Source organism: Bradyrhizobium vignae, assembly GCF_900324035.1.
In the GTDB taxonomy this organism is placed as follows: domain Bacteria; phylum Pseudomonadota; class Alphaproteobacteria; order Rhizobiales; family Xanthobacteraceae; genus Bradyrhizobium; species Bradyrhizobium vignae.
In genome coordinates this window covers 2,836,817-2,859,244 of record NZ_LS398110.1, presented here as the reverse complement: position 1 = coordinate 2,859,244, position 22,428 = coordinate 2,836,817, and the positions used below count along the sequence as shown (strand labels likewise).

The following is a 22,428-nucleotide window of genomic DNA, read 5'->3' as shown; positions in this document are numbered from 1 at the left end:
TAATGTAACCGGCAAACGCAAGAGTGAATAATCCGCTGGGCGGAACGCCCCTGTGGATCACCTCGGGATCAGGGATGACCAACGCCTCCTCGCTCGAACGACGCCTGCGCGCGGAAATGACCGGCGACGTCCTGTTCGACCGCTTCAGCCGTGGCCGCTACGCCACCGACGCCTCGTGCTACCAGATCATGCCGGCCGGCGTGGTGGTGCCCCGGACCATGGACGAGGCCTTGCTGTCGCTGGCGATTGCCCGCGACGAGGGGGTGAAGGTGACCCCGCGCGGCGGCGGCACCTCGCAATGCGGCCAGACGGTCAATGACGGTTTGGTGGTCGATCTCTCCAAGCACCTGAACCGGATCCTGTCGCTCGATGTCGAGGGCCGAACCTGCGTCGTCGAGCCCGGCATCGTGCTCGACGACCTCAACCGTCAGCTCAAAAAGCACGGCCTGTGGTTTCCCGTGGACGTTTCCACGGCCTCGCGCGCCACCATCGGCGGCATGGCCGGCAACAATTCCTGCGGCGGCCGCAGCTTGCGCTACGGCACCATGCGCGACAACACCCTCTCGATGGAGGCATCGCTCGCTGATGGCACGCTGAGCCGCTTCGGCGAGGTGTCGCGCGATCTCTCCGACGTTGATGCGCCCGACAGCACCCGCGCCCTATTCCGCGACATGCTCGATCTCGGCACGCGCGAGGCCGAGGAGATCGCGGCACGCTTCCCGAAAGTGCAGCGCCGGGTCGGCGGGTACAATCTCGATGCGCTGGTGCCCCGCAATGCGCCGAACAACATGGCGCACCTCCTGGTCGGCTCGGAAGGTACCCTCGCCTTCACCACCAAGGTCGAGCTGAAGCTGTGGCCCGTGATCCGCAACAAGGCGCTCGGCGTCTGTCACTTCGGCAGTTTTTACGAGGCGATGGATGCGGCCCAGCACCTCGTCAAGCTCAAGCCGATCGCGGTCGAGCTGGTCGACCGCACCATGATCGCGCTCGGCCGCGACATCGCGATGTTCAAGCCGATCATCTCCGCGGCGATCAAGGGCGATCCGGATGCGGTATTGGTGGTCGAATTCGCGGAAGAGGACCAGGCGGACAATCTCTTGCGCCTCAAGCAGCTCACCGAGCTGATGGGCGATCTCGGCTTCGGCTGGAACAACGACACGCGCAAATGGGGCGGCGTGGTCGAGATCACCGAGCCGGCGTTGCAGAGCGGCATTGCCGATTTCCGCGCCGCCGGCCTCAACGTCATGATGTCGATGAAGCAGGAGGGCAAGCCGGTCTCCTTCGTCGAGGACTGCGCCGTGCCGCTGTCGCATCTCGCCGATTACACCGCACGGCTGAACGAAGTGTTCGCCAGGCACGGCACCAGCGGCACCATGTATGCGCACGCCTCCGAGGGCTGCCTGCATGTGCGCCCGGTGCTGAATTTGAAGCTGGAGAAGGACGTCAAGGCGATGCGGGCCATCGCCGAAGAGGCCTTCGCGCTGGTGCGCGAGTACAAAGGCTCGCATTCGGGCGAGCATGGCGACGGCCTGGTGCGCTCCGAATTCCACGAGACCATGTTCGGCGAGCGTCTCGTTGCCGACTTCAGGGAGGTGAAGCGGCGCTTCGATCCCAAGGGCGTCCTCAACCCCGGCAAGATCGTCGATGCGCCCAAGATGGACGACCGCTCGCTGTTCCGCTTCAAGCCCGACTATCGCGTCGGCGAGCTGAAGACGAAGCTCGACTGGTCGGCCTATCCCGGCGCCGGCGGCGGCTTCCAGGGCGCGGTCGAGATGTGCAACAACAACGGCGCCTGCCGCAAGCTGGAGGGCGGCGTGATGTGTCCCTCCTACCGCGCGACGCGCAACGAAAAGGACGTCACGCGAGGACGTGCAAACACGCTGCGTCTCGCGATCTCCGGCCAGCTTGGCCCCGATGCGCTCGCGTCCGACGAGATGATGGAGACTTTAAAACTCTGCGTCTCCTGCAAGGCCTGTCGCCACGAATGCCCCACCGGCGTCGACATGGCCAAGATGAAGATCGAGGTGCTCGCGGCGCGGGCCGCCAGCCACGGCCTGACGCTGCGCGACCGCCTGGTCGGCTACCTCCCGCGCTATGCCAGCCTTGCTTCGCGCTTCGCGCCGCTGGCGAATTTGCGCAACCGCAGCCCGCTGCTGCGAAAGCTGTTTGAGCGCTTTGCCGACATCAGCGCGCGGCGGGCGCTACCCGCGTTCCGTAGCGACGTGTTCGTGCCGCCGGCCGAAAGCGTCGGGCCGGAAAGCGGCCGCGAGGTCGTGCTGTTCGCCGACACCTTTAATCGCATCTATGAGCGCGAGAACCTGGACGCCGCGCTGCGCGTGCTCACGGCTGGCGGCTATCGCATTCACATGCCGAAGCCTGCAAACGGCAGCCGCCCTTTGTGCTGCGGTCGCACGTTCCTCTCGGCAGGTCTCGTCGACGAAGCCAAAGCCGAGCTCGACCGGCTGGTGTCGGTCTTCGCGCCCTTCGCCGCGCGCGGCGTGCCGATCGTGGGCCTGGAGCCGAGCTGCCTCCTGACGCTGCGCGACGAGCTCGCATCGCTGCGCAAGGACAACGACGCCAAGGCCGTCGGCGCCCACGCGCTGACCTTCGAGGAGTTCCTGGTGCGCGACGCCGAGGCCGGACGGCTGCAATTGCCGCTCGGGACCGTCGCGGACAAGGCCGTGGTGCACGGCCATTGCCACCAAAAATCCTTCGGCGCGTTCAAGCCGGTCGAGCAGGTGCTGCGGCTCGTCCCCGGCCTTGAGGTCGAGACCATCGAATCGAGCTGTTGCGGCATGGCCGGCGCCTTCGGCTACGGCGCAGACACCTACGATGCCTCGATCGAGATGGCCGAGCTGTCGCTGCTGCCGGCCGTACGGCGTGCGGATCAGAATACGCTGGTCGTCGCCGACGGCACCTCCTGCCGCCATCAGATCCGCGACGGCACGCAGCGCGAGGCCCTTCACGTCGCGCGCGTGCTGGCGATGAGCCTCGATCGCGCCGAAACCGATTCCACTTCTCCAGCTGCAAAGGAAACCAGCCATGGCTGACCTCACGCTCGACACCGCCCGCAAGATCCTCGACGCCGCTTTCGCAAAATCCGCCGAGCTGAAGCTCAAGCCGCTGGTCGTCACCATTCTCGACGCGCGCGGCGTGCTCAAGCTCGCCGCCGCGCAGGACGGCACGAGCCTGATGCGCGCCGAGATCGCCCACGGCAAGGCCTATGGCGCGCTCGCCATGGGCATGGGCTCGCGGGCGCTATTCCAGCGCGCGCAGGAGCAGGCCTATTTCATCGACGCCGTGAACACGATTGCGAAGGGCGCACTGGTGCCTGTTCCCGGCGGCGTGCTCATCATGGACGGCACGACGCTGATTGGCGCGGTCGGCGTCTCCGGCGACACCTCCGACAATGACGAGGCCTGCGCGGTGGCGGGCATCCGGGCGGCGGGGTTGAAGGCGAACGCGGGGTAGCGGTCTGCATCCAGGCTACAAGATCGTTCGCTGCCCGCAGCGGAAAGGTCTCTGGATTTGCTTCGCTCCGCTCGCCATGACGAGCTGGTGGCACGCTCTCACTACACTTTCGTTGTCATCGCCCGGTCTGATGTTCAGCCCGGGGACATGACCGACGGGTGTTCGGGGACATAGCCGACACATCATAGTGCAGGGATTTGGCAGTAAAGGAGGCCAAGTCCATGCCCTGGCGAGAGGTGTCGGTGTTGGATCAGCGGCGGGAGTTCGTGCGGCTTGCGATGCAGGAGGGAGCGAACCGGCGGGAGCTCTGCCGGCGGTTCAATATCCATCCCGACACGGGCTACAAATGGCTTGCACGATGGCAAGCGGATCACCGTCTGCCGCTTTCGCTAAAGCTTCGGCGCCCCTGGACCTTCACCCCGGCGAAGCCTTGGCGCAGCCGGGTCACGGGCATGACAGTCACGGTGTACGTGCGTGCGTCGTTCCTTCGCGCCCCATCCTCACCTCCCCGTCCAGACCGGCTTGCGCTTCTCGCTGAACGCCTTCAGCCCCTCCTTCGCGTCCTCGGTCATTGCCAGCAGCGCGATCTGGCTTTCGGTGTAGGCGATGCTCTCATCGAACGACATCGCGGCGATGGCGCGCATGGCGTATTTGCCGCGGCGGATCGCGGTCGGGGATTTGTCGACGATGCGGCTGATCAGCCAGTCGACCTTGGCGTCGAGCTCGGCGGCGGGCACGACGTAGTTGAGCAGGCCCGCAGCTTGCGCGGCCTTCGCATCGAACGGCTCGCCGGTCAGCGCCCATTCGTTGACGAGACGAGGCGGCGCGATCCTCTGCAACAGGCTCAGCACCTGCATCGGAAACACGCCGACCTTCACCTCGGGCAGGCCGAAGACGACGTGATCGGCGGCAACCGCCATGTCGGTCATGCAGAGCAGGCCCATGCCGCCGGCCATGCAGACGCCACTGAGGCGCGCGATCGCCGGCTTGGTCGCGTTCTGGGACAGGCGCAGCAGGTCGGCATAGTCGACATTCGGCTTGGAATGATCCATCGCGAACGCCGCGCCGGAGTTCTGCAGATCCGCGCCCGCGCAGAACGCCTTGTCTCCCGCGCCCGTCAGCACAATGACGCGGACGTCCTTGTCCTCATGCGCGTCGCGATAGCCGCGTGTGATGCCGGCGATGACGTCGCCGTTCAGCGCGTTGCGTTTCTCCGGCCGGTTGATGGTGATCCAGAGCGCCTGCCCGCGCTTTTCGATGATGACGGCAGTGGTGTCGGTCATGGCACGCTCGCTTCATTGGCTCCGTTTTACCGCCATTTGCGGCAGCTCGAGCGAGAGGTGCAAGCGCAAACTGCGGGGCCGCGCCGCTTTAGCGCCTCGACACAAATTGCGCGGCGATCCCCATGCGCACTCAGGCGACCGCTTTCCTGATCCAGACCTTGTTGTCGTGGAACGCGGCCCCCCCGATTGGAGCGATCGTGTCCGCGCCCGTCAGCATGTTGATGCCGCGGCCGCCGATATGGCCCTTGTTCGGGTGAACGGATTCGGCAATCAGCACGCCGCGCCGCACGCCTTCGAACAGGGTTGCGACCAGTGTGGTCTCGCCGCGGCTGTTGCCGAGCGTCACCGCATCGCCATCGGCGATGCCGAGCGTGGCTGCATCCAGGGGATGGACCATCACGCTGGCCCTGCCCTCGCGCGCCTGCGACGACGGCGTCTCGTTGAAAGTCGTGTTGAGGAAGCTGCGCGAGGGGCTGGTCGCGAGGCGGAACGGGTGGTCCTGGTCGGTATGCTCGATCACGGCCCAATGGTCCGGCAGCGAGGGCATCTTGTCGAAATCGCCCATCGTCTGGCCGAACGGCGGGTGCGCCCAATCCGCCCTGAAGTGGAACTTCCCGTCGGCGTGGGCGAAGCCGTCGAGATAATGCGAGGTGCGGAAGTCCGGCTGCAGGTCGCGCCAGATGTCGGCTTCGAGGCCGGCGATGTCGCCGTGATTGCTCAGCTTCAGCGTCGCGTCGATCAGTTCACGCGGCGTCATCTCGAAGCCCGGATGCTTGGCGCCGAGCCGCGGCGCCAGTGCCTGCAGCAGCTCGTGGTTGGAGCGGCATTCGCCGGGCGGATCGATCAGCTTCGGCCCGACCGAGATGTGCTGGTGACCGCCGCCGTAATAGAGATCGTCATGCTCCATGAACATGGTCGCCGGCAGTACGATGTCGGCCATCTCGGCGGTCTCGGTCATGAACTGCTCGTGCACCGCGACGAACAGATCCTCGCGCGCAAAGCCCTGCCGCACCAGCGACTGCTCCGGCGCCACCGTCATCGGGTTGGTGTTCTGGATCAGCAGCGCCTTGACCGGGCCCTTGCCCTGCAGAGCTTCGGCATCGCCGGTGAGGATGCGGCCGATCTGCGACTGGTCGAGCGCACGCGTCGACTTGTCGATGGCGTCGTGGCCTTCGATGATGGATTCGTTGAAATGCCACAGCGCGTAATTGTTGAAGAAGGCGCCGCCGCCTTCATATTGCCAGGCGCCCGTCACCGCGGGAATGCAGAGCGCCGCATGCATCTGCGTCGCGCCGTTGCGCGAGCGGGTGAAGCCGTAGCCGAGGCGGAGGAAGGTCCGCTTGGTCTCGCCGACCGCCTTGGCAAAGGCCTCGATCTCCGCGACGGGCACGCCGCAGATGGCGGACGCCCATTCCGGCGTGCGCGTCTTCAGATGCGCCTCGAGCTCGGCAGGGCAGTCCGTGTATTTATCCATGTAGGCGCGGTCGGCATAGCCGTCGCGGAACAGGACATGCATCACGCCGCAGGCGAAGGCGCCGTCGGTGCCGGGGCGCAGGATGATCTTGATGTCGGCCTGCTTCATGGTCTCGTTGTCGTAGATGTCGACCGCCGCGATCTTGGCGCCGCGCTCCTTGCGGGCACGGGAGGCGTGCGTCATCACGTTGACCTGGGTGTTGACGGGGTTGGTGCCCCAGATCACGACGAGGTCGGACAGCGCCATCTCGCGGGGGTCGACGCCGGCGATCTTGCCGGTGCCGATCGCAAAGCCGATGCGCGCGACGTTGGAGCAGATCGTCTGATAGAAGCGCGAATACTTCTTGACGTGCGTCAGACGGTTGAGCCCGTCGCGCATCACGAGGCCCATCGTGCCGGCGTAGTAGTAGGGCCAGACCGATTCCGCCCCGAACTCGCGCTCGGCCTGATTGAAGCGCTGCGCGATCTCGTCGAGCGCCTCGTCCCACGAGATGCGCGCGAACTGACCGGAGCCCTTCGGCCCAATGCGGCGCATCGGGAATGTCAGCCGCTCGGGGTGATGGATGCGCTCGGCATAGCGGGCGACCTTGGCGCAGACGACGCCGGCCGTATAGGTCTGTTTTTTCGAACCGCGGACGCGGCCGATGCTGCGGCCCTCGACCACCTCGACATCGAGGGCGCAGGCCGAGGGGCAGTCGTGCGGACAGGTCGAATGGCGGATCTCGATCTTGGCGTGCTGGTTCATGTCCAGTTCGTAACACCAAATTACCAGCCGGCCGAGCGCATTTATCCGGCAAGGCCCATGCGATTTGCTCAAACCGCGCATGCTGCAGGTTCCTGCTGCGGCCGCGAAATGCGGACCGCCACACCGACAGCCGCCCGGTATTCCCGGCCCAATCACTGCCGTGAGGCGTCGACAGTCCGCATTCCCTGCCGCTACAGTACCGGCCAACAAGAACGATATCAGGGAGGTGGGCATGACAGCCCGAAGCTTCATGCTGGCGCTGGCCGCCGGCCTGCTCGCAGCATTCTCCGCACCCCCCTCTTCCGGGCAGGATTATCCCAACCGCGCAGTCCGGATCGTGGTGCCCTTTGGCGCCGGCGGGCCGGCGGACGTCGCGGCCCGGCTGATCGGCAACGTGCTCCAGGAGAGCTTTGGCCAGCCCTTCGTGATCGAGAACCGCACCGGGGCAGGTGGCGTCATCGGCACCGTGGAAGCTGCGAAATCGCCGGCCGACGGCTACACGTTGCTGATGATGTCCAACACGCAGACCGCGAATGAATCGCTGCTGACGCCGGACAAGCGCAAATACGAGCTGATGCGCGACCTCGCGCCGATCGCGCCGGTGAACTATTCCGATCTCGTCATCGTGGTGAACCCGCAGGTCCCGGCGAAGACGTTGCCAGAGTTCATCGCGCTCGCCAAGGCGCAGCCGGGCAAGCTGAACTACGCCTCTTCCGGCCAGGGCACGCCCTATCACATGGCCGGCGAACTGTTCAAAGCGATGGCGGGCATCCATATCGTCCACGTGCCCTATCGCAACAGCGGCGAGGCGCGCAGCGGCGTGATCGGCGGACAGGTGCAGATGATGATCGACGCGGTGCCGGCAATGGCCCCGAATGTCGCCGAAAACCAGGTCCGCGCGCTCGCCACCACGGGCAAGCAGCGTTCCGCGGTGCTTCCGAACGTGCCGACCGCGATCGAAGCCGGGGTGCCTGGTTACGAGGCCACGATCTGGCTCGGCCTGATGGCGCCCGCGGGCACACCCAAGGCCGTCATCGACAAGCTCAATGCGGCGGTGAACGCAATGGTGAAGCGGCCCGACATCGTCAAGCTCTGGACCGAACAGGGCGCCATGCCCATGTCGATGACGCCGCAGGAATTCGACAAATTCCTGCGCGGCGACATTGAAAAATGGGCCGATGTCGTCAAGAAGTTCGACAGGTCCTGAGGCCGCACTGCTCATGCCCTCTCTTCAATTCCGCCTCAATGGCGCAGCGATCGCCCTGGACGTCGATCCGGACCAGACGCTGCTCGACGTGCTGCGCAGCCGGCTCGGCGTCACCGGTCCGCATTTCGGCTGCGGAGCCGGTGAGTGCGGCGCTTGTCATGTTATGGTCGACGACCGCGCGATGACCTCCTGCGACATGCCGATGTGGTCGGTCGAGAACAAGGACGTCGTCACGGTGGAAGGCCTCGGCACAATGCAGCAGCCGCATCCGCTGCAACGCGCCTTCATCGCCGAGCAGGCGATGCAATGCGGCTATTGCGTCTCGGGAATCCTGATCAGCGCAGCCGCGCTGCTGAAACGGAATCCGTCGCCGACGGAGGCCGAGGTGAGAGAGGCGCTCGACCGCAATCTGTGCCGCTGCGGATCGCATAATCGCATGGTCCGTGCCGTGCTGCGCGCAGCCTCTGAGATGGCGGAGCCATGACCTCCCCTGCCCCGAAACTGCCGGTCAGTCTCGTGGCCAATCCCAGGCTGTCATCTTGGGTGCAGTTCACCGATGGTGGCCGCGTGGCGATCTCGCCCGGCAAGGTCGAGATCGGCCAGGGCATTGTCACGGCGCTGGCCCAGATCGCGGCGGACGAGCTCGACGTCGATCTCGGCCGCATTGACATGATCCGCGCCTCGACGGCGATGAGCCCGAACGAAGGTGTCACCTCGGGCAGCCTGTCAATCCAGCAATCCGGCCGTGCGCTGCGCCATGCCTGCGCCGAGGTGCGGCAACGTTTCCTCGCGGCCGCATCGGAACGTCTCGGTGTCGATGCAGCGTTGCTCGATATCGATGACGGCACGATCTCGGGTCCCGGCAATGTCAGGACCAGCTATTGGGAGCTCGCTGGCGAGGTCTCGCTCGACCGCGACGCCACCGCGGGCGCACCAGCGAAGAGCGCTGCGGGGCGCGCCCTCGCCGGACATTCGGTCCCGCGGGTCGACATTCCCGACAAGGTGTTCGCACGACCACGATTCATCCACGATTGCCCGCTGCCTGGCCTGCTCCACGGGCGCGTGCTGCGGCCGGATGTCTCGCGCGCCAAATTGATTGCTCTCGACAAAGTCGCGACGGGTGCGGTCCCCGGCCTCGTCGCGGTCGTCCGCGACGGCAGCTTTGCAGGCGTGGTTGCCGACAGCGAGGCCGCCGCGGAAGCCGCTCTGAAGATCTTGCGCAAGGGCGCGACATGGTCGACCGGCGAACCGCTGCCCGATGAAGACGATCTCGCGGGCTTCCTGAAAAGCCAGCCGGTCCAGACCACCGTCATCGACGCCAGGACGGCGACCTCTCCGAAGCAAGCCATGCGGACCTTGCGCCGGCAATACACCCGCCCCTACATCGCGCATGCCTCGATCGCGCCCTCCTGCGCCATGGCGCGATGGCAGGGTGATCGGGTCCACGTCTGGACGCACAGCCAGGGCATCTATCTGCTGCGCGCTGATCTCGCGATCGTGCTCAAGCTGCCCGCAGAAAGCATCATCGTCGAGCACATGGAGGGCGCCGGCTGCTACGGTCACAACGCGGCCGACGACGTCGCGCTCGATGCCGTGCTGCTGGCGAAAGCGGCCAGCGGCCGTCCGGTGCGGGTACAGTGGTCGCGCCATGACGAGATGAGCCATGCGCCGTTTGGTGCGGCGATGGCCATCGAGATCGAGGCTGACCTCGATGCGGACAATGAGATCGTCGGCTGGCGCCATGCGATCTGGAGCAACGGCCATGCGGCGCGGCCCGGACGCGCGGAGCAGCCGGCGTTGCTCGCGGCTAGCGAGATCGAGAACCCTTATCCGCGCATGATCTCTTCCAATCCACCGGCTGCGAATGGCGGCGGCGGTGATCGCAACTCCGTACCTCTCTATGATGATTTTCCAGCCTGGACGATCACGAGCCATCGGCTGCTGACGATGCCCGTGCGCACCTCCGCGCTGCGGACCCTCGGCGCGCAAGGCAACGTATTCGCCATCGAGTCCCTGATCGACGAGATCGCGGCGCTGCGGGGCGAGGACCCGATCGCATTCCGCTTGCGCCACCTGCGCGACGAACGGGCGAAGGATGTGATCCGCGTCGCAGCGCGACGCGCGCAGTGGAAGCCGCAGAAGCGATCCGGCATCGGCTACGGCGTCGGCTTTGCCCGCTACAAGAACACGGGAGCCTATTGCGCCGCGATTGCGGAGATTGAAGGCGCGGAGGACATCCGCGTGAAGCGGCTGACGCTTGCGGTCGATGTCGGCGAGGCCATCAATCCCGATGGCGTCGTCAATCAGATCGAGGGCGGCGCCATCCAGGCCACGAGCTGGGTGCTGAAGGAGCGCGTCCGCTTCGACCGGACGCGCATCACCTCGGTCTCCTGGACCGACTATCCGATCCTGAGGTTCAGCGAGGTGCCGGGGGTGGATGTCGAGATCATCCAACGGCCCGAGATCGAGCCGGTCGGCGCCGGTGAAGCCGCGCACGGCCCGGTGACGGCAGCGATCGCCAATGCGGTCTACGATTGCCTCGGCGTACGCGTGCGCGACCTGCCGATTACGCGCGACCGGATCATTGCAGCTGCGGAGCTTGCATCGTGACCACCGTGAACATTTTGAGCGGGGGTGCCGCGCAAGGCCTGGTGCGCGGCCTCACTGAGACCTTCAAGGCGCAGACCGGCCTCAGTATCGACGGCGAGTTCGGCGCAGTCGGCATCATGGCCGACAAGCTGCGCGCCGGTACGGCGGCCGATCTCGTGATCCTGACGCAGGCGCTCCTCGCAAAACTGGCCGAGGAGACGCTCGTCATTCCCTCCTCGATCGCGAATGTCGGCCGGGTCGAGACCGCACTCGCGGTCCGCAGCCGCGATCCCCGGGTGGAGGTGAAGACCGAAGCCGATTTGCGCGAGATGCTGCGTTCCGCCGACGCCATCTACGTCCCGGACACGAAGGCGTCCACGGCGGGACAGCACATCGGAAAGCTGCTGGATCAGCTCGGCATCGCCTATGAGGTTGCTTCGCGCCTGAAGATATTTCCGAACGGCGCGACGGCGATGCGCGAGCTTGCGGCCTCCACTGCGCAAAGGCCGATCGGCTGTACTCAGGCCACCGAGATTATTGCCACCGACGGCATCGCATTGTCGGGATCACTGCCGCCGGGCTGCGAACTCGTGACGATGTACACGGCCGGCGTCACCGCGCGGGCCGCACATCCAAAGGAGGCCGCTGCGCTGGTGGCACTATTGACCGGCGCAGACCGGAGGGAACTGCGCCGGCGCGTGGGCTTTGCCGACTAAACGGCCGGCCTATTTGTGCAGCTGTGTGAGCCCGGTCGGCGGACCGTCGACCGCGGTCCAGCCGCCGTCAACGAACAGCGTGCTGCCGCTGACATAGCTCGCGGCGTCCGAGGCCAGATAGGCCACGGCAGTCGCGACTTCGTCGGCGCTGCTCCAGCGATTGAACACGGTGTGGCCGGCGTAGAGATTGTAAATGTCGGGCCGCTGCTTGAATGGGCCGGTCAGCGCGGTCTCGGCGATGCTGGGCGCGATCGCGTTGACGCGCACGCCGGCATGGCCGACCTCGGAGGCAAAGCCCTTCACCAAGAGGCCTATCGCTGCCTTGGTCGAGCCGTAGACGCCGAGGCCGGGCTCGATGGTGACCGCGCGCACCGAGGAGCAGGCGATGATGCTGCCGCCGTTCTGCTCCACCATGATGCGGCCGAAAGCCTGGAAGAACCACACCGTGCCCTTGACGTTGAGATTGAGGACGCGATCGAGATCCTCCTCGGTGTAGTCGAGGATGGTCTTGCGGATGTTGAGCCCCGGCGTCGTCACGGCAATGTCGAGCCGCGGAAACTTCTGCATGACGGTTTTGGCTAGCGCATTGACATCAGCAGCGCTTGCGGCGTCGCAACTAGCTGCCTCCGCCCAGCCGCCCTTGTCGCGAAGGCCGGCGGCAGTTGCCTCCGCCGCATCAAACGCGCGATCGGCGCAGACGACGCGGGCGCCGAGATCCGCAAGCGCCTCGGCCGATGACTTGCCGATGCCGGAAGCGGCGCCAAGCACGACCGCGGTCTTGCCGGTGAGATCGAAGAGCTTGCGATAGTCCGTCACTGATAGCTTCTCCCTGGTGCTGCTAACCCTTGTAGCCCATCAAAAGACGCGGCAGCCACAGCGAGAATGCAGGAACGTAGGTCACGAACATCAGCGCTGCGATCAGCGCTGCATAGAACGGCAGGATGGTCCGCATCACCGCCCCCACCGAGATGCCGCCAATGGCGCAGCCCACGAATTGCGTCGTTCCGACCGGCGGAGTGTTGAGCCCGAGGGCGCAGTTGATCAGCATCAGCATGCCGAACTGCACCGGATCCATGCCCGCCTTCATCGCGATCGGCAGGAAGATCGGGGTGCAGATCAGGATGGTGGCCGCCATGTCCATGAACGTGCCGAGCACGAACAGGATGATGTTGATGAGCAGGAAGATCATCCAGGGTTGCGTCGACACCTTGCTCATCAAATCGCCGGCGAAGTCGGCCACCTCGTAGAGCCCCATCAGGTATTGGAACATGGTGGAGACGCCGATCAGGAGCAGCACCACACCCGTCGTCTTCACCGCCTTGGCCGCGGCCCGCAGGAAGTTCTGCAAAGTCATGGTGCGGTAGATCAAGAAGGTCAGCAGGATCGTGTAGGTGACCGCAACGGCGGCGGATTCGGTGGCCGTGAAGACGCCGGACAGGATGCCGGCGAGGATGATGCCGACGATCAGCAGGCCCGGCAGCGCGGCCGCGAACGAACGGAAAACCTCGGCCCAGCCCGGGAACTTGCCGGCGGGATAGCCGCGCTTCACCGCGACCGCATAGGCGGCGACCAGCATGCACACCATCAGCACCAGCGCCGGCAAAAGGCCCGCGGCGATCAGCGCGCCGATCGAGACCTTGCCGCCGGCGGCCAGCGCATAGATGATCATGTTGTGGCTGGTCGGCATCAAGGCTCCGACCAGCGAGGCGTGGGTGGTGACGTTGACGGCGTAGTCGGTGTCGAACCCTTCCTTCTTCATCATCGGGATCATCACCGCGCCCATCGCCGACACGTCGGCTACGGGCGAGCCCGAGACCCCGCCGAACAGCGTGCAGGCAACCACGTTCGACATGCCGAGGCCACCGCGGATGTGCCCGACGAGGTTCTTGGCGAGCTTCACGATCTTGTCGGCGACGCCGCCATGCAGCATCAGCTCGCCGCTGAAGACGAAGAACGGAATGGCGAGGAACGAGAAGATGTTCATCCCCGACATCATCTGCTGGAAGATGACGGCGACCGGCAGGCCTTCGTAGAGGATGGTGCAGATCGCCGACAGGCCGATCGCGAAGGCGACGGGTACGCCGAGGACGAGAAAGCCGAAGAAGGTGGCGCCGAGGATGATCAGTTCCATGAGGGGACGACCTCTTCGCCGCGCAGGAGCGCAATGATGTGCTCAATTGAAAACGAAACGATCAGGATGCCGGAGGCGATCAGCGGCACGTATCGGATCACCTCGGGCAGGCCGAGATTGGGGATCTTCACGGTGCCGACCGATGCCCCGAGGATCCAGCCGTTATAGGCCATCGCAATCCCGAACACGGCCACCAGGACGTGGATCACGATCTCGATCTTCTCGCGCACATGATGCGGAAGCATGACCAGCAGACTGTCCATGCCGATGTGTCCGGCATCGCGCACGCCGACGGCGGCGCCGATCAGCGTGACATACAGAATGAGGACCAGGGCAAGATTCTCGGTCCAGGTCGGGCTGGAATTGAGCACGTAGCGTCCGAACACCTGGTAGAAGACGATGGTGACGATGACGACCAGTCCGGCCACCGACAGATACATGCCCACGCGCGCGATGGGTGCATTGATCCGCGAGAGCAGGCCGGTGGACGGCCGTCCCGTGACCGCCTCCTGCTCGTGATCTGCGACGTGTGGGTCTGTCATCCCGCGCCTCTCTCGCGAGGGTCCGGTGTCACCTTGCAGCGACGCCGGACCCGATCCGCCGTGCTTCTACTTCGTGTCCTGGATGCGCTTGACGAGGCTCTGCAGCTTCTCGTCGCCGGCGAACTTCTGGTACACAGGCTTCATCGCATCGACGAACTCCTGCTTGTTGGCGATGGTGACGACCTGAACGCCGGCTGCCTCGACGGTCTTGCGCGAGGCCTGCTCACGCTCGTCCCAGAGCTTGCGCATGACGGGGACCGATTCCTTGGCTGCCTTGCGGATCATGGCCTGATCGTCCTTGCTCAGTGTGTCCCAGACCTTCTTCGACATGACCAGGACTTCGGGCGCGAGCGAGTGCTCGGTGACGTTGTAGAACTTAGCGGCCTCGAAGTGACGCGAGGATTCGTAGGACGGCCAGTTGTTCTCGGCAGCGTCCACGAGGCCGGTCTTGAGCGCGGTATAGACCTCGCCATACGGCATCGGAGTCGGATTGGCCCCGAGGCTCTGGATCATGCCGACCCACAGGTCGGACTGCTGCACGCGGATCTTCAGGCCTTTGAGGTCGGCGAGCGACTTGACCGGTGCCTTGACGGTGTAGACCGAGCGCGCGCCGCTGTCGTAGTAGGCAAGGCCGACCAGGCCCGCAGGCTCCATCGCGGCCAGGATCTCATCGCCGATCGGCCCGTCGAGGACGGTGCGCATGTGCTGCGTATCCCGGAAGATGAAAGGCAGGCAGAGGGCGATGGTTTCGGGCACGAAGTTGTTGAGCGGCGATGAGTTGATGCGCATCATGTCGAGCGCGCCGATCTTGAGCTGCTCGATCGTGTCCTTCTCTGAGCCCAAGGCCCCATTGGGAAACACCTTCACGCCGAGCTTGCCGCCGCTCGCGGCTGCGAGCTGCTTGCCCATGAACTTGACGGCCTCGACGGTCGGATAGTCGGCAGGGTGCACGTCGGCGGAGCGGAAATCGCGTGCGGTCGCCAGGGACGCTGAAACCGCCAGTGCAACGGCTGTGATGATACCGGTTAGCGTCTTCATCTGGGCTTTCCTCCTGGTTGATTGGATTGATTATATCGTTGTCGGGGCGGCTGCTGGCCGCCTTGGGTCGCTCCACTTCAGGTGTGAAGTCAAGCACCAAGTCGTCCCTAGGGCGGCCGGCATTCTCTGTCCAAGCCAAATCCGGCATCGATCAATGCAAGAGTTGCATCGATCGGTCTGGGGCAAGTCATGGTGAATTGACGCTACCAAGATGGCCCCTCAAGATGTCGGAAACTTCCGGATCTACTTGAGGGAATGCCCATGCCGCGGAAGCTGATCGATATCTCGGTGCCGCTCACAAACGACGTGACCGCCGATCCGCCCGGCAATCACCCGACGATTCAGTATATCGATCACCAGCAGGGCCTGCCGCGCATGCTGCAGTTCTTCGACGGCCTCAAGGCGGAAGACCTTCCGGACGGCCAGGGCTGGGCGGTCGAGCAGGTCTCGCTCTCCACCCACAACGGCACTCATCTCGATGCGCCCTGGCACTTCCATCCGACCATGAACCGCGGCGAGCGGTCGTGGACCATCGACGAGGTGCCGCTGGAATGGTGCTTTCAGCCCGGCGTGAAGCTCGACTTTCGGCATCTGCCCGACGGCTACGTGGCGAGTGCCGAGGATGTCGAGAAGGAGCTGAAGCGCATCGGACACCGGCTGTCGCCGCTGGAGATCGTCGTCGTCAATACCAGCGCCGGCGCAAAATTCGGCAAGGCCGACTACGTCAATTCCGGCTGCGGCATGGGCTATGAAGCCACCATGTACCTGCTCGAACGCGGCGTGCGGCTGACCGGTACCGACGGCTGGAGCTGGGATGCGCCGTTCGTCTACACCGCCAAGAAATATGCGGAAACAAAAGATGCCGGCCTGATCTGGGAGGGCCATAAGGCGGGACGGCATATCGGCTATTGCCATCTCGAGAAGCTGCACAATCTCGACCTGCTGCCTTCGACCGGATTCACGATCTCGTGCTTCCCGGTGAAGATCGAGCGCGCCTCCGCAGGCTGGACCCGCGCGGTCGCCATCATCGACAACTAGGCCAGAAGCGTCACTCGCCGTCGAGGCCGCTCTCGGCGAGCTCGCGCAGTGCGTCGGTATCCAACACGACGATGGCGCCGTGCTCGAGGCGGACCCAGTGACGGCCGGCCCAGGCGCGCAATTGCTTGTTGATGCTCTCGCGCGTCATCCCGACCATCTCGCTGATCTCCTGCTGCGTGATGGCGAGCGTGCCGCTGCCGGAATCGAGCTTGCGCTCTTCGGTGAGGCCCAGCAACGCACTCGCGAGCCGGCCCGGCAGATTTTGGAGGATCACCTGCTCGACCTGCTGACTGGTCCAGCGCAGACGCGCACACAGCAGCTCGATGAATTTCATCGCCAGCGCCGGCTGGCTCTTCACGAAAGGCAGGAAGTCCCGACGATCGATGACGTAGAGCTCGCAATTGGTGTTGGCGGTCGCGTCCGCCGACCTGGGAGCGCCGTCGAGCACTGCGATCTCGCCGAAAATTTCGCCCGGGCCGATCAGATTGAGGATAGCGTTCCGTCCATCGGGCGACGAAGAGGAAATCTTGACTGTGCCGGCGATCACCGCGAACAGACTGTTGCCGGGATCGCCCTTGGCGGCGATCGTTGCGCCGCGCTTGACCGTGGTGTGCTTGGCGTAGCGGCAGAGCTGATCGAGCGCGTCCGGCTCCAGATCCGCGAAGATCGGGTGCTTGCGCAGGACCGATAGTTTGTTGCCCGCCGACTGTCGCGGGTCGCCGGTCTTGTCCTGAGGCACGCCGCGTTGCTCCTAAGACTACGAGGCACTGGGTTCCTGCGTAGTCAACGTTATCAGGCTTTTCAACCGGAAAGCACGCGCGCGATTTGAGGCAAATGCCACGAAATGGCCGTGGTAAAGTCGCAAGGATGCATCCGAAGGATGTGTCGATACATCACCGTCGATGCAGAGTTGCAAGCAGCGCAAGCCGATATTGCGTTGAGGCGCTGCCGAACGCCCGCGCCCGCTTGCGCATCGGTCGTCGGCGCGCCGGACGCGGACGATGAGCTTCCGCGCTTGGACCCGGGATGAGCCGGCCGGTGCTGGTTTGCCGGTCTGCCCAAGCCAGAACTGCGGCAAATGCGAAGATCGCGACGACGACAATGGTCACCAGCAACGCATCAGCGGGCATCATGCTCCTCCCGGATTCGGCTCGCGTCGAGGCCATGGCCGCGGCCTGACCTTGAGCGCGACCTGCCGCTCACGCCAGCCGAGTAGAAAGGTCGCAACCTTCTCGTCGGCCGCGCCTCGGCCGAGCAGGACCCCGGCCGCGCACCGTCAGGGCGTGATATCGAGCTCGCCAACGAAATTCACGGCGCCTCCGTCGAAGCCCTCCAGCTCGAGGCCCGTGCGCTGCTGGCCCGGGTGTCCGGCGCAGTGCATCATCCGCTCAGCACGATCGTGCCGGCGCTGGTGCCGCTGATCGCGATCATCATCAAGAATTTGCGGACGACGGCCAAGACGCCCGCCGATGCGAGTTCAGAGCTTTAGCCTGACGTCGCAAATATCAGGCTCGGCCGGATCCGGCTTGACCTCGAAGCCGAGCTGCCGGCACATGTCGAGCATCACGGTGTTCTCCTGGAGCACGTCGCCCGATATGAACTTCAACCCTTCCGCCCGCGCGTAGTCGATGATCAGCTGCATGAGGGTCCAGCCGAGTCCCCTGCCTTTGAGATCGGACCGCAGCAGAATCGCGTATTCGCCGCTCTCGTAGATCGAGTCCGAATGGAGCCGGACGACGCCGACCATTTCGCCGGTGGCCTCGTCGAATGCGATGAAGGCCATCGCACGTGCATAGTCGAGCTGGGTCAGGCGCGCGATGAACTCGTGGGTGAACTCCTTCATCGGTGCGAAGAAGCGCAGGCGAAGGTCGTGCGGCGTGACGTGACGCAGGAATTCGTGGATGGTCGGCTCGTCCTCAGGGCGCATCGGCCGCACGAAGATGCGCCAGTCGTCCTTGAGCTTGAGGCGCCGCTCCCATTGCGACGGATAGGCGCGAACGGCGAAATTGGCCGGGCCGGAGCCGGCGAACTTCCGCTGCGGCGGCCCGACCGCGACGCGGGCATCCACCGCGGTCACGCCGGTTTCGTCCGCCAGCAGCGGATTGATGTCGAATTCGCGGATCTCGGGAATGTCGGCGGCCATCTGCGCCAGCTTGACCAGCACCATGGCCACGGCATCCTGCTTGACCGCCGGCACATCGCGGTAGGCCTTCAGCAACCGCGACACGCGCGTGCGGTCGATCAAATCGCGAGCCAGTTGCAGATCGAGCGGCGGCAGCGCAAGTGCCTTGTCGTTGATGATCTCCACCGCCGTCCCGCCGCGGCCGAAGACGACCACCGTACCGAAGGTCGGATCGTCGGCGAGACCCAGGATCAGCTCGCGGGCCTTTGCCTTGACGACCATCGCCTGGACGATGACGCCGCCGAGGCGGGCTTCCGGACGCAGCTTCTTCGCCCGCGCGAGAATGCCGGTGGCAGCGCCTCGCACGGCTTCGGGAGTGGTCAGGTTGAGCACGACGCCGCCGACATCGGATTTGTGGATGATGTCGCGCGACATGATCTTCAGCACGACGGTGCCGCCCTGTGCGAAGATATGCTTCGCATAGGCCACCGCCTGCTCGACATCGGTTGCCGCATAGGTCGGCACCATCGCGATGTCGTAAGCTTCGAGCAGGTGCTTGATCTCGACAGGCTCGAGCCATTCACGACCGTCCGCGATCGCGGCGGCGACGATCTCTCTCGCCCCCTGGGTGTTCGGAACGAACGTATCGGGCATCGCGGGAGGCACCTGGCTCAGCTCCTCCACCACTTCGCGGTGCCGGACTAGATGCATGAACCCGCGCACGGCATCGTCCTCGGTGGGATAGTTCGGCACACCGGCGCCGGAGAGTGCCTGAATGATGTGCTGATCGGCCCCAACCCAGGCCGCCAATACGGGCTTCGCCCACCGGCGGTGCTGCTCGCGATACTTGCCGACGAGCTCAGTCACGGTCGTCGCGATCTCGGCGGCCGAGGCGATCGCGGTTTGCACGTTGAGGACGAGGACTGCGTCATTGTCGCGATCGGCCAGCAGTTCCTCCAGCGCCGCCGCGTAGCGCGAGGCATCGGCGTCGCCCACGATGTCGACGGGATTTGCACCGGACCAGGTCGGCGGCAGCGCCGCATCGAGCTTCTTGCGCGCGTCGGCCGAGATGGTTGCCGGAACTCCGCCGAGCTCGACCAATCGATCGACGGCGAGGACGCCGATGCCGCCACCGTTGGTCAGGATGGCGAGACGCTTGCCCGTCGGGGATTCGACACGGCCCAGTGTCTCGGCACAATCGAACAGCTCACGCAGATCAGACACCCGCAGCACGCCCGCGCGGCGGAACGCCGCGTCGTAGACGGCGTCGGCACCGGCAAGCGCGCCGGTATGCGTGGCAGCGGCCTTCGCACCCTGCGCCATGCGGCCAGACTTCACCACGACGACAGGCTTCACGCGCGCGGCGGCGCGCGCAGCCGACATGAACTTGCGCGCGTCCTTGATGGCCTCGATGTAGAGCAGGATCGCGCGGGTCTTGTGATCCATCGCGAAATGGTCGAGCAGATCGGCAATGTCGACGTCGATCTGATCGCCGATCGAGACGATACCGGAGAAGCCGACGCCGCGCTGCGCGGCCCAATCCACCATGCCGGCGGCAATCGCGCCCGATTGCGAAATCAGCGCGAGGTTGCCCGTTCCCGGCATGTGCGCGGCGAAACTGGCGTTCAGGCTGACGCCGGGCATCATGATGCCGAGGCAGTTCGGCCCGATCAGCCGCATGCCGTGCTTGCGGGCAGCAGTGCTTGTAGCCTCGTGCAGCGATCCCGGCCCCTGGCCGAGCCCGGCCGAGACGATCAGCGCACCCGCAGACCCGCGACGCCCGGCTTGGTCGATAATGTCTGGAATCTCGCTCGCGGGCGCGGTGATGACCACGAGTTCGGGCACGAAGTTCAACCTGTCCAGGCTCTTCACCGCCGCGACGCCGGCGATCTCGGCATGGCGCAGATTGACGAGGCCAAACTGCCCCTTGAATTCGGCCTTGCGAATGTTCTCCAGGACGGCACGTCCCACCGACGCCGGACGGGCGCTCGCCCCGACCAGCGCAACCGAGCGCGGCGACAGCAGGTTGTTCAGACGATAAATTGACATGGAAGCAAATACGCCGGTCACCGGCGGTTCCGATGGTTGACGATCAGGCCGGAAGCAGGCGCCTGGTGTGAAATCATAGCCCAGCACGGTGGCTGGCCAATGACGGTCTTTGTCACACCACCCCATACGATCTCGTTCAGGCGCGAATGATGATAGGCGCCCATCACGATCGCATCGATACCATGGGAATTCGCCCAGCTTGCCAACACCTTGCCGGACACCGTGTTCCCTCAAATGACCGACGAGAGCCGCTCCGGGTTGCATGATCGCGTCAGTCTTGTCCTCCGCCACAGTCAGCACGCGAACCGAGGCGGCAGCCCGAACGACGGGCAACGCGTCGCCGACTGCACGCGCGGAGTGATCCCAGGCAATCATGACGTTTTCGAATTCGGGCCGAAGTTCGTCCGCGAGATGTTCGGGACAGAGCAGAAGAGGTCGACCCGATTCGAACAAGGAGGCCTCGACCATGCCTCCGTTCGGCTGTCGTGCGGTTTTACCGGAACCAGCGTGAGGTCGCTGAAGCGGGCATGCTCGGCCAGGATCGCCCCGATCTGATCCGCAGGCACCTTACCCGATCGGCTTTGGGCGCGCATGTTGGCCCGAGAAGCTGCGTTGCTGAAGGCGTTCAGGAGCTGTTGCATGTCGCCGGCCCCAGGACTGGCCTGCACGAAATCGCGATCGTAAGGCAGCATCACCTTCGGCCGCTCGAAAACATCTTCTTGCTCGAGCACGAGCGCGGTGATCCTGGCGCCGAGATCCGCTGCGACAGCCACGCATTTCTCGATCGCAACCAGGGCTGGCCCGCGCGGCTGGCCGACAAGGGACAGCAAGACGTCCTTGATGGGCACCTCAGCCACCACAATAGGCCGGCTGACGTCGAGACGCTTGATCCTCGTCAAGGTAGGGGAAACTCCGTCCGGTCGCCCGGGAACAGGCGTTGACCGACGTCAAGGACTGGCCGCTGGGTCATTCTATGAATACTTCAATCGGAGCGGTTCGCCCCGGAGAGACTCATGCGTGCGATGGTGTTGTCGACCCCACGAGCACGGCTCCAGATGGAGGAGCGGCCTGACCCGATGCCGGGCAAGGGTCAGATCCGGGTGAAGATCAGCGCCTGCGGCGTATGCCGGACCGATCTTCATCTCGTCGATGCCGAGTTGCCCGATATTCGCTATCCGATCGTGCCTGGCCACGAGATCGTCGGCCGGGTCGATCTCGTAGGCCAAAATGTGACAACACATGCGCCTGGCGACCGGGTCGGCATTCCCTGGCTCGGCTTCACCTGCGGAAAGTGTCGCTTCTGTCGGGAAGGTATGGAAAACCTCTGCGACGCCCCGCTGTTCACCGGCTACACGCGCGACGGCGGTTACGCAACCCACACCATCGCCGACGCACGCTACGCTTTTCCGCTCGGTGAGACCGGGAGCGACGTGGAGATTGCGCCTCTGCTGTGCGCAGGCCTGATCGGCTGGCGCTCGCTGGTCCTCGCCGGCCCCGCCGACAGGCTCGGCCTCTACGGTTTTGGGGCGGCCGGCCACATCATCGCGCAAGTCGCGGTTTGGCAGGGACGATCCGTCCATGCATTCACGCGACGCGGCGACGCCGCTGCGCAAGACCTTGCGCGCCGTCTCGGCGCGGTCTGGGCCGGGTCATCCGACCAAATGCCGGACGAGCCGCTCGATGCCGCGATCATTTACGCACCGGCCGGCGAGCTTGTCCCGGCAGCGTTGCGCGCCGTCCGCAAAGGCGGTCGCGTCGTATGTGCCGGCATCCACATGACCGACATTCCAAGTTTTCCGTATGACCTGCTCTGGCAGGAACGGCAGCTGGTCTCGGTCGCCAATCTGACCCGGCGAGATGGCCTCGATTTTCTAAAGATCGCTCCGCAAGCCGGCGTGCGCACCGAGACGACGGCGTTTCCGCTCGATCAGGCCAACGAGGTTTTGAGCATGCTGCGGAACGGCCAGATCCTCGGCGCGGCCGTGCTGACGCCCTGATGGTGCTTCGGATGTCCGCTTCGCTGA

The 22,428-nt window shown here is 65.0% G+C and carries 16 protein-coding genes and 3 pseudogenes; 10 read left to right on the top strand and 9 right to left on the bottom strand.

What is annotated here, in order from left to right; all coding sequences use genetic code 11:
- The first annotated feature begins 74 nt into the window (after positions 1–74).
- From BRAD3257_RS13800 to BRAD3257_RS13790, 3 genes and pseudogenes are all read left to right on the top strand, one after another.
- Positions 75–3,050 carry an FAD-binding and (Fe-S)-binding domain-containing protein gene (locus BRAD3257_RS13800; protein WP_122402279.1) on the top strand — a complete coding sequence of 992 codons (2,976 nt, stop codon included), beginning with the start codon at positions 75–77 and terminating at the stop codon, positions 3,048–3,050.
- Positions 3,043–3,471 carry a GlcG/HbpS family heme-binding protein gene (locus BRAD3257_RS13795; RefSeq protein WP_122402278.1) on the top strand — a complete coding sequence of 143 codons (429 nt, stop codon included), beginning with the start codon at positions 3,043–3,045 and terminating at the stop codon, positions 3,469–3,471. The genes BRAD3257_RS13800 and BRAD3257_RS13795 overlap by 8 nt, the downstream gene beginning before the upstream one ends.
- 221 nt (positions 3,472–3,692) lie before the next feature.
- Positions 3,693–3,839 (top strand): annotated as a pseudogene (locus tag BRAD3257_RS13790) (helix-turn-helix domain-containing protein); the annotation flags it as partial.
- Positions 3,840–3,971: 132 nt separating this feature from the next.
- Here BRAD3257_RS13790 and BRAD3257_RS13785 read toward each other — a convergent pair.
- Together BRAD3257_RS13785 and BRAD3257_RS13780 are read right to left on the bottom strand one after the other, a co-directional pair.
- The gene (locus BRAD3257_RS13785) at positions 3,972–4,754 is read right to left on the bottom strand and encodes an enoyl-CoA hydratase/isomerase family protein (RefSeq protein WP_122402277.1); all 783 of its coding nucleotides are present in this window, start codon (positions 4,752–4,754) and stop codon (positions 3,972–3,974) included.
- 130 nt (positions 4,755–4,884) lie between these two features.
- Positions 4,885–6,972, bottom strand: a complete 2,088-nt coding sequence (locus BRAD3257_RS13780) for a molybdopterin oxidoreductase family protein (protein ID WP_122402276.1) — start codon at positions 6,970–6,972, stop codon at positions 4,885–4,887.
- A 232-nt stretch (positions 6,973–7,204) separates the two neighbouring features.
- Here BRAD3257_RS13780 and BRAD3257_RS13775 point away from each other — a divergent pair, with 232 nt between their 5' ends.
- Genes BRAD3257_RS13775 through BRAD3257_RS13760 form a run of 4 tightly spaced genes read left to right on the top strand, consistent with a single transcriptional unit; the run spans position 7,205 to position 11,484 of the window.
- On the top strand, positions 7,205–8,179 hold the full coding sequence (locus tag BRAD3257_RS13775; RefSeq protein ID WP_162500195.1) for a tripartite tricarboxylate transporter substrate binding protein: 975 nt from the start codon (positions 7,205–7,207) through the stop codon (positions 8,177–8,179).
- Between the two features lie 13 nt (positions 8,180–8,192).
- Positions 8,193–8,663 carry a (2Fe-2S)-binding protein gene (locus BRAD3257_RS13770; RefSeq protein WP_122402274.1) on the top strand — a complete coding sequence of 157 codons (471 nt, stop codon included), beginning with the start codon at positions 8,193–8,195 and terminating at the stop codon, positions 8,661–8,663.
- A complete protein-coding gene (locus tag BRAD3257_RS13765) occupies positions 8,660–10,789 on the top strand; it encodes a xanthine dehydrogenase family protein molybdopterin-binding subunit (protein WP_122402273.1) in 2,130 nt (709 codons plus the stop codon). Before BRAD3257_RS13770 ends, BRAD3257_RS13765 begins: the two co-directional genes overlap by 4 nt.
- The gene (locus tag BRAD3257_RS13760; RefSeq protein WP_122402272.1) at positions 10,786–11,484 is read left to right on the top strand and encodes a molybdate ABC transporter substrate-binding protein; all 699 of its coding nucleotides are present in this window, start codon (positions 10,786–10,788) and stop codon (positions 11,482–11,484) included. The genes BRAD3257_RS13765 and BRAD3257_RS13760 overlap by 4 nt, the downstream gene beginning before the upstream one ends.
- Before the next feature lie 9 nt (positions 11,485–11,493).
- Here the strand turns inward: BRAD3257_RS13760 and BRAD3257_RS13755 are convergent, their stop codons facing one another.
- The 4 genes from BRAD3257_RS13755 to BRAD3257_RS13740 form a co-directional block, all read right to left on the bottom strand.
- On the bottom strand, positions 11,494–12,300 hold the full coding sequence (locus BRAD3257_RS13755; RefSeq protein WP_122402271.1) for an SDR family NAD(P)-dependent oxidoreductase: 807 nt from the start codon (positions 12,298–12,300) through the stop codon (positions 11,494–11,496).
- A gap of 22 nt (positions 12,301–12,322) precedes the next feature.
- Positions 12,323–13,615 carry a TRAP transporter large permease gene (locus tag BRAD3257_RS13750; RefSeq protein WP_122402270.1) on the bottom strand — a complete coding sequence of 431 codons (1,293 nt, stop codon included), beginning with the start codon at positions 13,613–13,615 and terminating at the stop codon, positions 12,323–12,325.
- Positions 13,606–14,157, bottom strand: a complete 552-nt coding sequence (locus tag BRAD3257_RS13745; RefSeq protein WP_122402269.1) for a TRAP transporter small permease — start codon at positions 14,155–14,157, stop codon at positions 13,606–13,608. The genes BRAD3257_RS13750 and BRAD3257_RS13745 overlap by 10 nt, the downstream gene beginning before the upstream one ends.
- Positions 14,158–14,223: 66 nt before the next feature.
- A complete protein-coding gene (locus BRAD3257_RS13740; RefSeq protein ID WP_122402268.1) occupies positions 14,224–15,195 on the bottom strand; it encodes a TRAP transporter substrate-binding protein in 972 nt (323 codons plus the stop codon).
- A 261-nt stretch (positions 15,196–15,456) separates the two neighbouring features.
- On the opposite strand from BRAD3257_RS13740, the gene BRAD3257_RS13735 reads away from it, so the two are divergent.
- Positions 15,457–16,233, top strand: a complete 777-nt coding sequence (locus BRAD3257_RS13735; RefSeq protein WP_122406551.1) for a cyclase family protein — start codon at positions 15,457–15,459, stop codon at positions 16,231–16,233.
- 10 nt (positions 16,234–16,243) lie between these two features.
- Here the strand turns inward: BRAD3257_RS13735 and BRAD3257_RS13730 are convergent, their stop codons facing one another.
- Positions 16,244–16,972 (bottom strand): Crp/Fnr family transcriptional regulator, encoded by a 729-nt coding sequence (locus BRAD3257_RS13730; RefSeq protein WP_122402267.1) that lies wholly within the window; start codon positions 16,970–16,972, stop codon positions 16,244–16,246.
- 525 nt (positions 16,973–17,497) lie between these two features.
- Here BRAD3257_RS13730 and BRAD3257_RS13715 point away from each other — a divergent pair.
- Positions 17,498–17,722: pseudogene (locus BRAD3257_RS13715) on the top strand (phage holin family protein); the annotation flags it as partial.
- Here BRAD3257_RS13715 and BRAD3257_RS13710 read toward each other — a convergent pair.
- Entirely contained in the window at positions 17,711–20,404 is a 2,694-nt protein-coding gene (locus tag BRAD3257_RS13710; protein ID WP_122402265.1) for a bifunctional acetate--CoA ligase family protein/GNAT family N-acetyltransferase, read from the bottom strand. The pseudogene BRAD3257_RS13715 and the gene BRAD3257_RS13710 overlap by 12 nt on opposite strands.
- 17 nt (positions 20,405–20,421) lie before the next feature.
- Positions 20,422–21,252 (bottom strand): annotated as a pseudogene (locus BRAD3257_RS13705) (universal stress protein).
- 165 nt (positions 21,253–21,417) lie between these two features.
- Between BRAD3257_RS13705 and BRAD3257_RS13700 the strand changes: the two are divergent.
- A complete protein-coding gene (locus BRAD3257_RS13700; RefSeq protein WP_122402264.1) occupies positions 21,418–22,401 on the top strand; it encodes a zinc-dependent alcohol dehydrogenase family protein in 984 nt (327 codons plus the stop codon).
- Positions 22,402–22,428: the final 27 nt, after the last annotated feature.

Coding starts and splice junctions, on each gene's coding strand:
- BRAD3257_RS13800 (WP_122402279.1), top strand. CDS start 75: ATGACCAACGCCTCCTCGCTCGAACGACGCCTGCGCGCGGAAATGACC.
- BRAD3257_RS13795 (WP_122402278.1), top strand. CDS start 3,043: ATGGCTGACCTCACGCTCGACACCGCCCGCAAGATCCTCGACGCCGCT.
- BRAD3257_RS13785 (WP_122402277.1), bottom strand. CDS start 4,754: ATGACCGACACCACTGCCGTCATCATCGAAAAGCGCGGGCAGGCGCTC.
- BRAD3257_RS13780 (WP_122402276.1), bottom strand. CDS start 6,972: ATGAACCAGCACGCCAAGATCGAGATCCGCCATTCGACCTGTCCGCAC.
- BRAD3257_RS13775 (WP_162500195.1), top strand. CDS start 7,205: ATGACAGCCCGAAGCTTCATGCTGGCGCTGGCCGCCGGCCTGCTCGCA.
- BRAD3257_RS13770 (WP_122402274.1), top strand. CDS start 8,193: ATGCCCTCTCTTCAATTCCGCCTCAATGGCGCAGCGATCGCCCTGGAC.
- BRAD3257_RS13765 (WP_122402273.1), top strand. CDS start 8,660: ATGACCTCCCCTGCCCCGAAACTGCCGGTCAGTCTCGTGGCCAATCCC.
- BRAD3257_RS13750 (WP_122402270.1), bottom strand. CDS start 13,615: ATGGAACTGATCATCCTCGGCGCCACCTTCTTCGGCTTTCTCGTCCTC.
- BRAD3257_RS13745 (WP_122402269.1), bottom strand. CDS start 14,157: ATGACAGACCCACACGTCGCAGATCACGAGCAGGAGGCGGTCACGGGA.
- BRAD3257_RS13740 (WP_122402268.1), bottom strand. CDS start 15,195: ATGAAGACGCTAACCGGTATCATCACAGCCGTTGCACTGGCGGTTTCA.
- BRAD3257_RS13735 (WP_122406551.1), top strand. CDS start 15,457: ATGCCGCGGAAGCTGATCGATATCTCGGTGCCGCTCACAAACGACGTG.
- BRAD3257_RS13710 (WP_122402265.1), bottom strand. CDS start 20,404: ATGTCAATTTATCGTCTGAACAACCTGCTGTCGCCGCGCTCGGTTGCG.
- BRAD3257_RS13700 (WP_122402264.1), top strand. CDS start 21,418: ATGCGTGCGATGGTGTTGTCGACCCCACGAGCACGGCTCCAGATGGAG.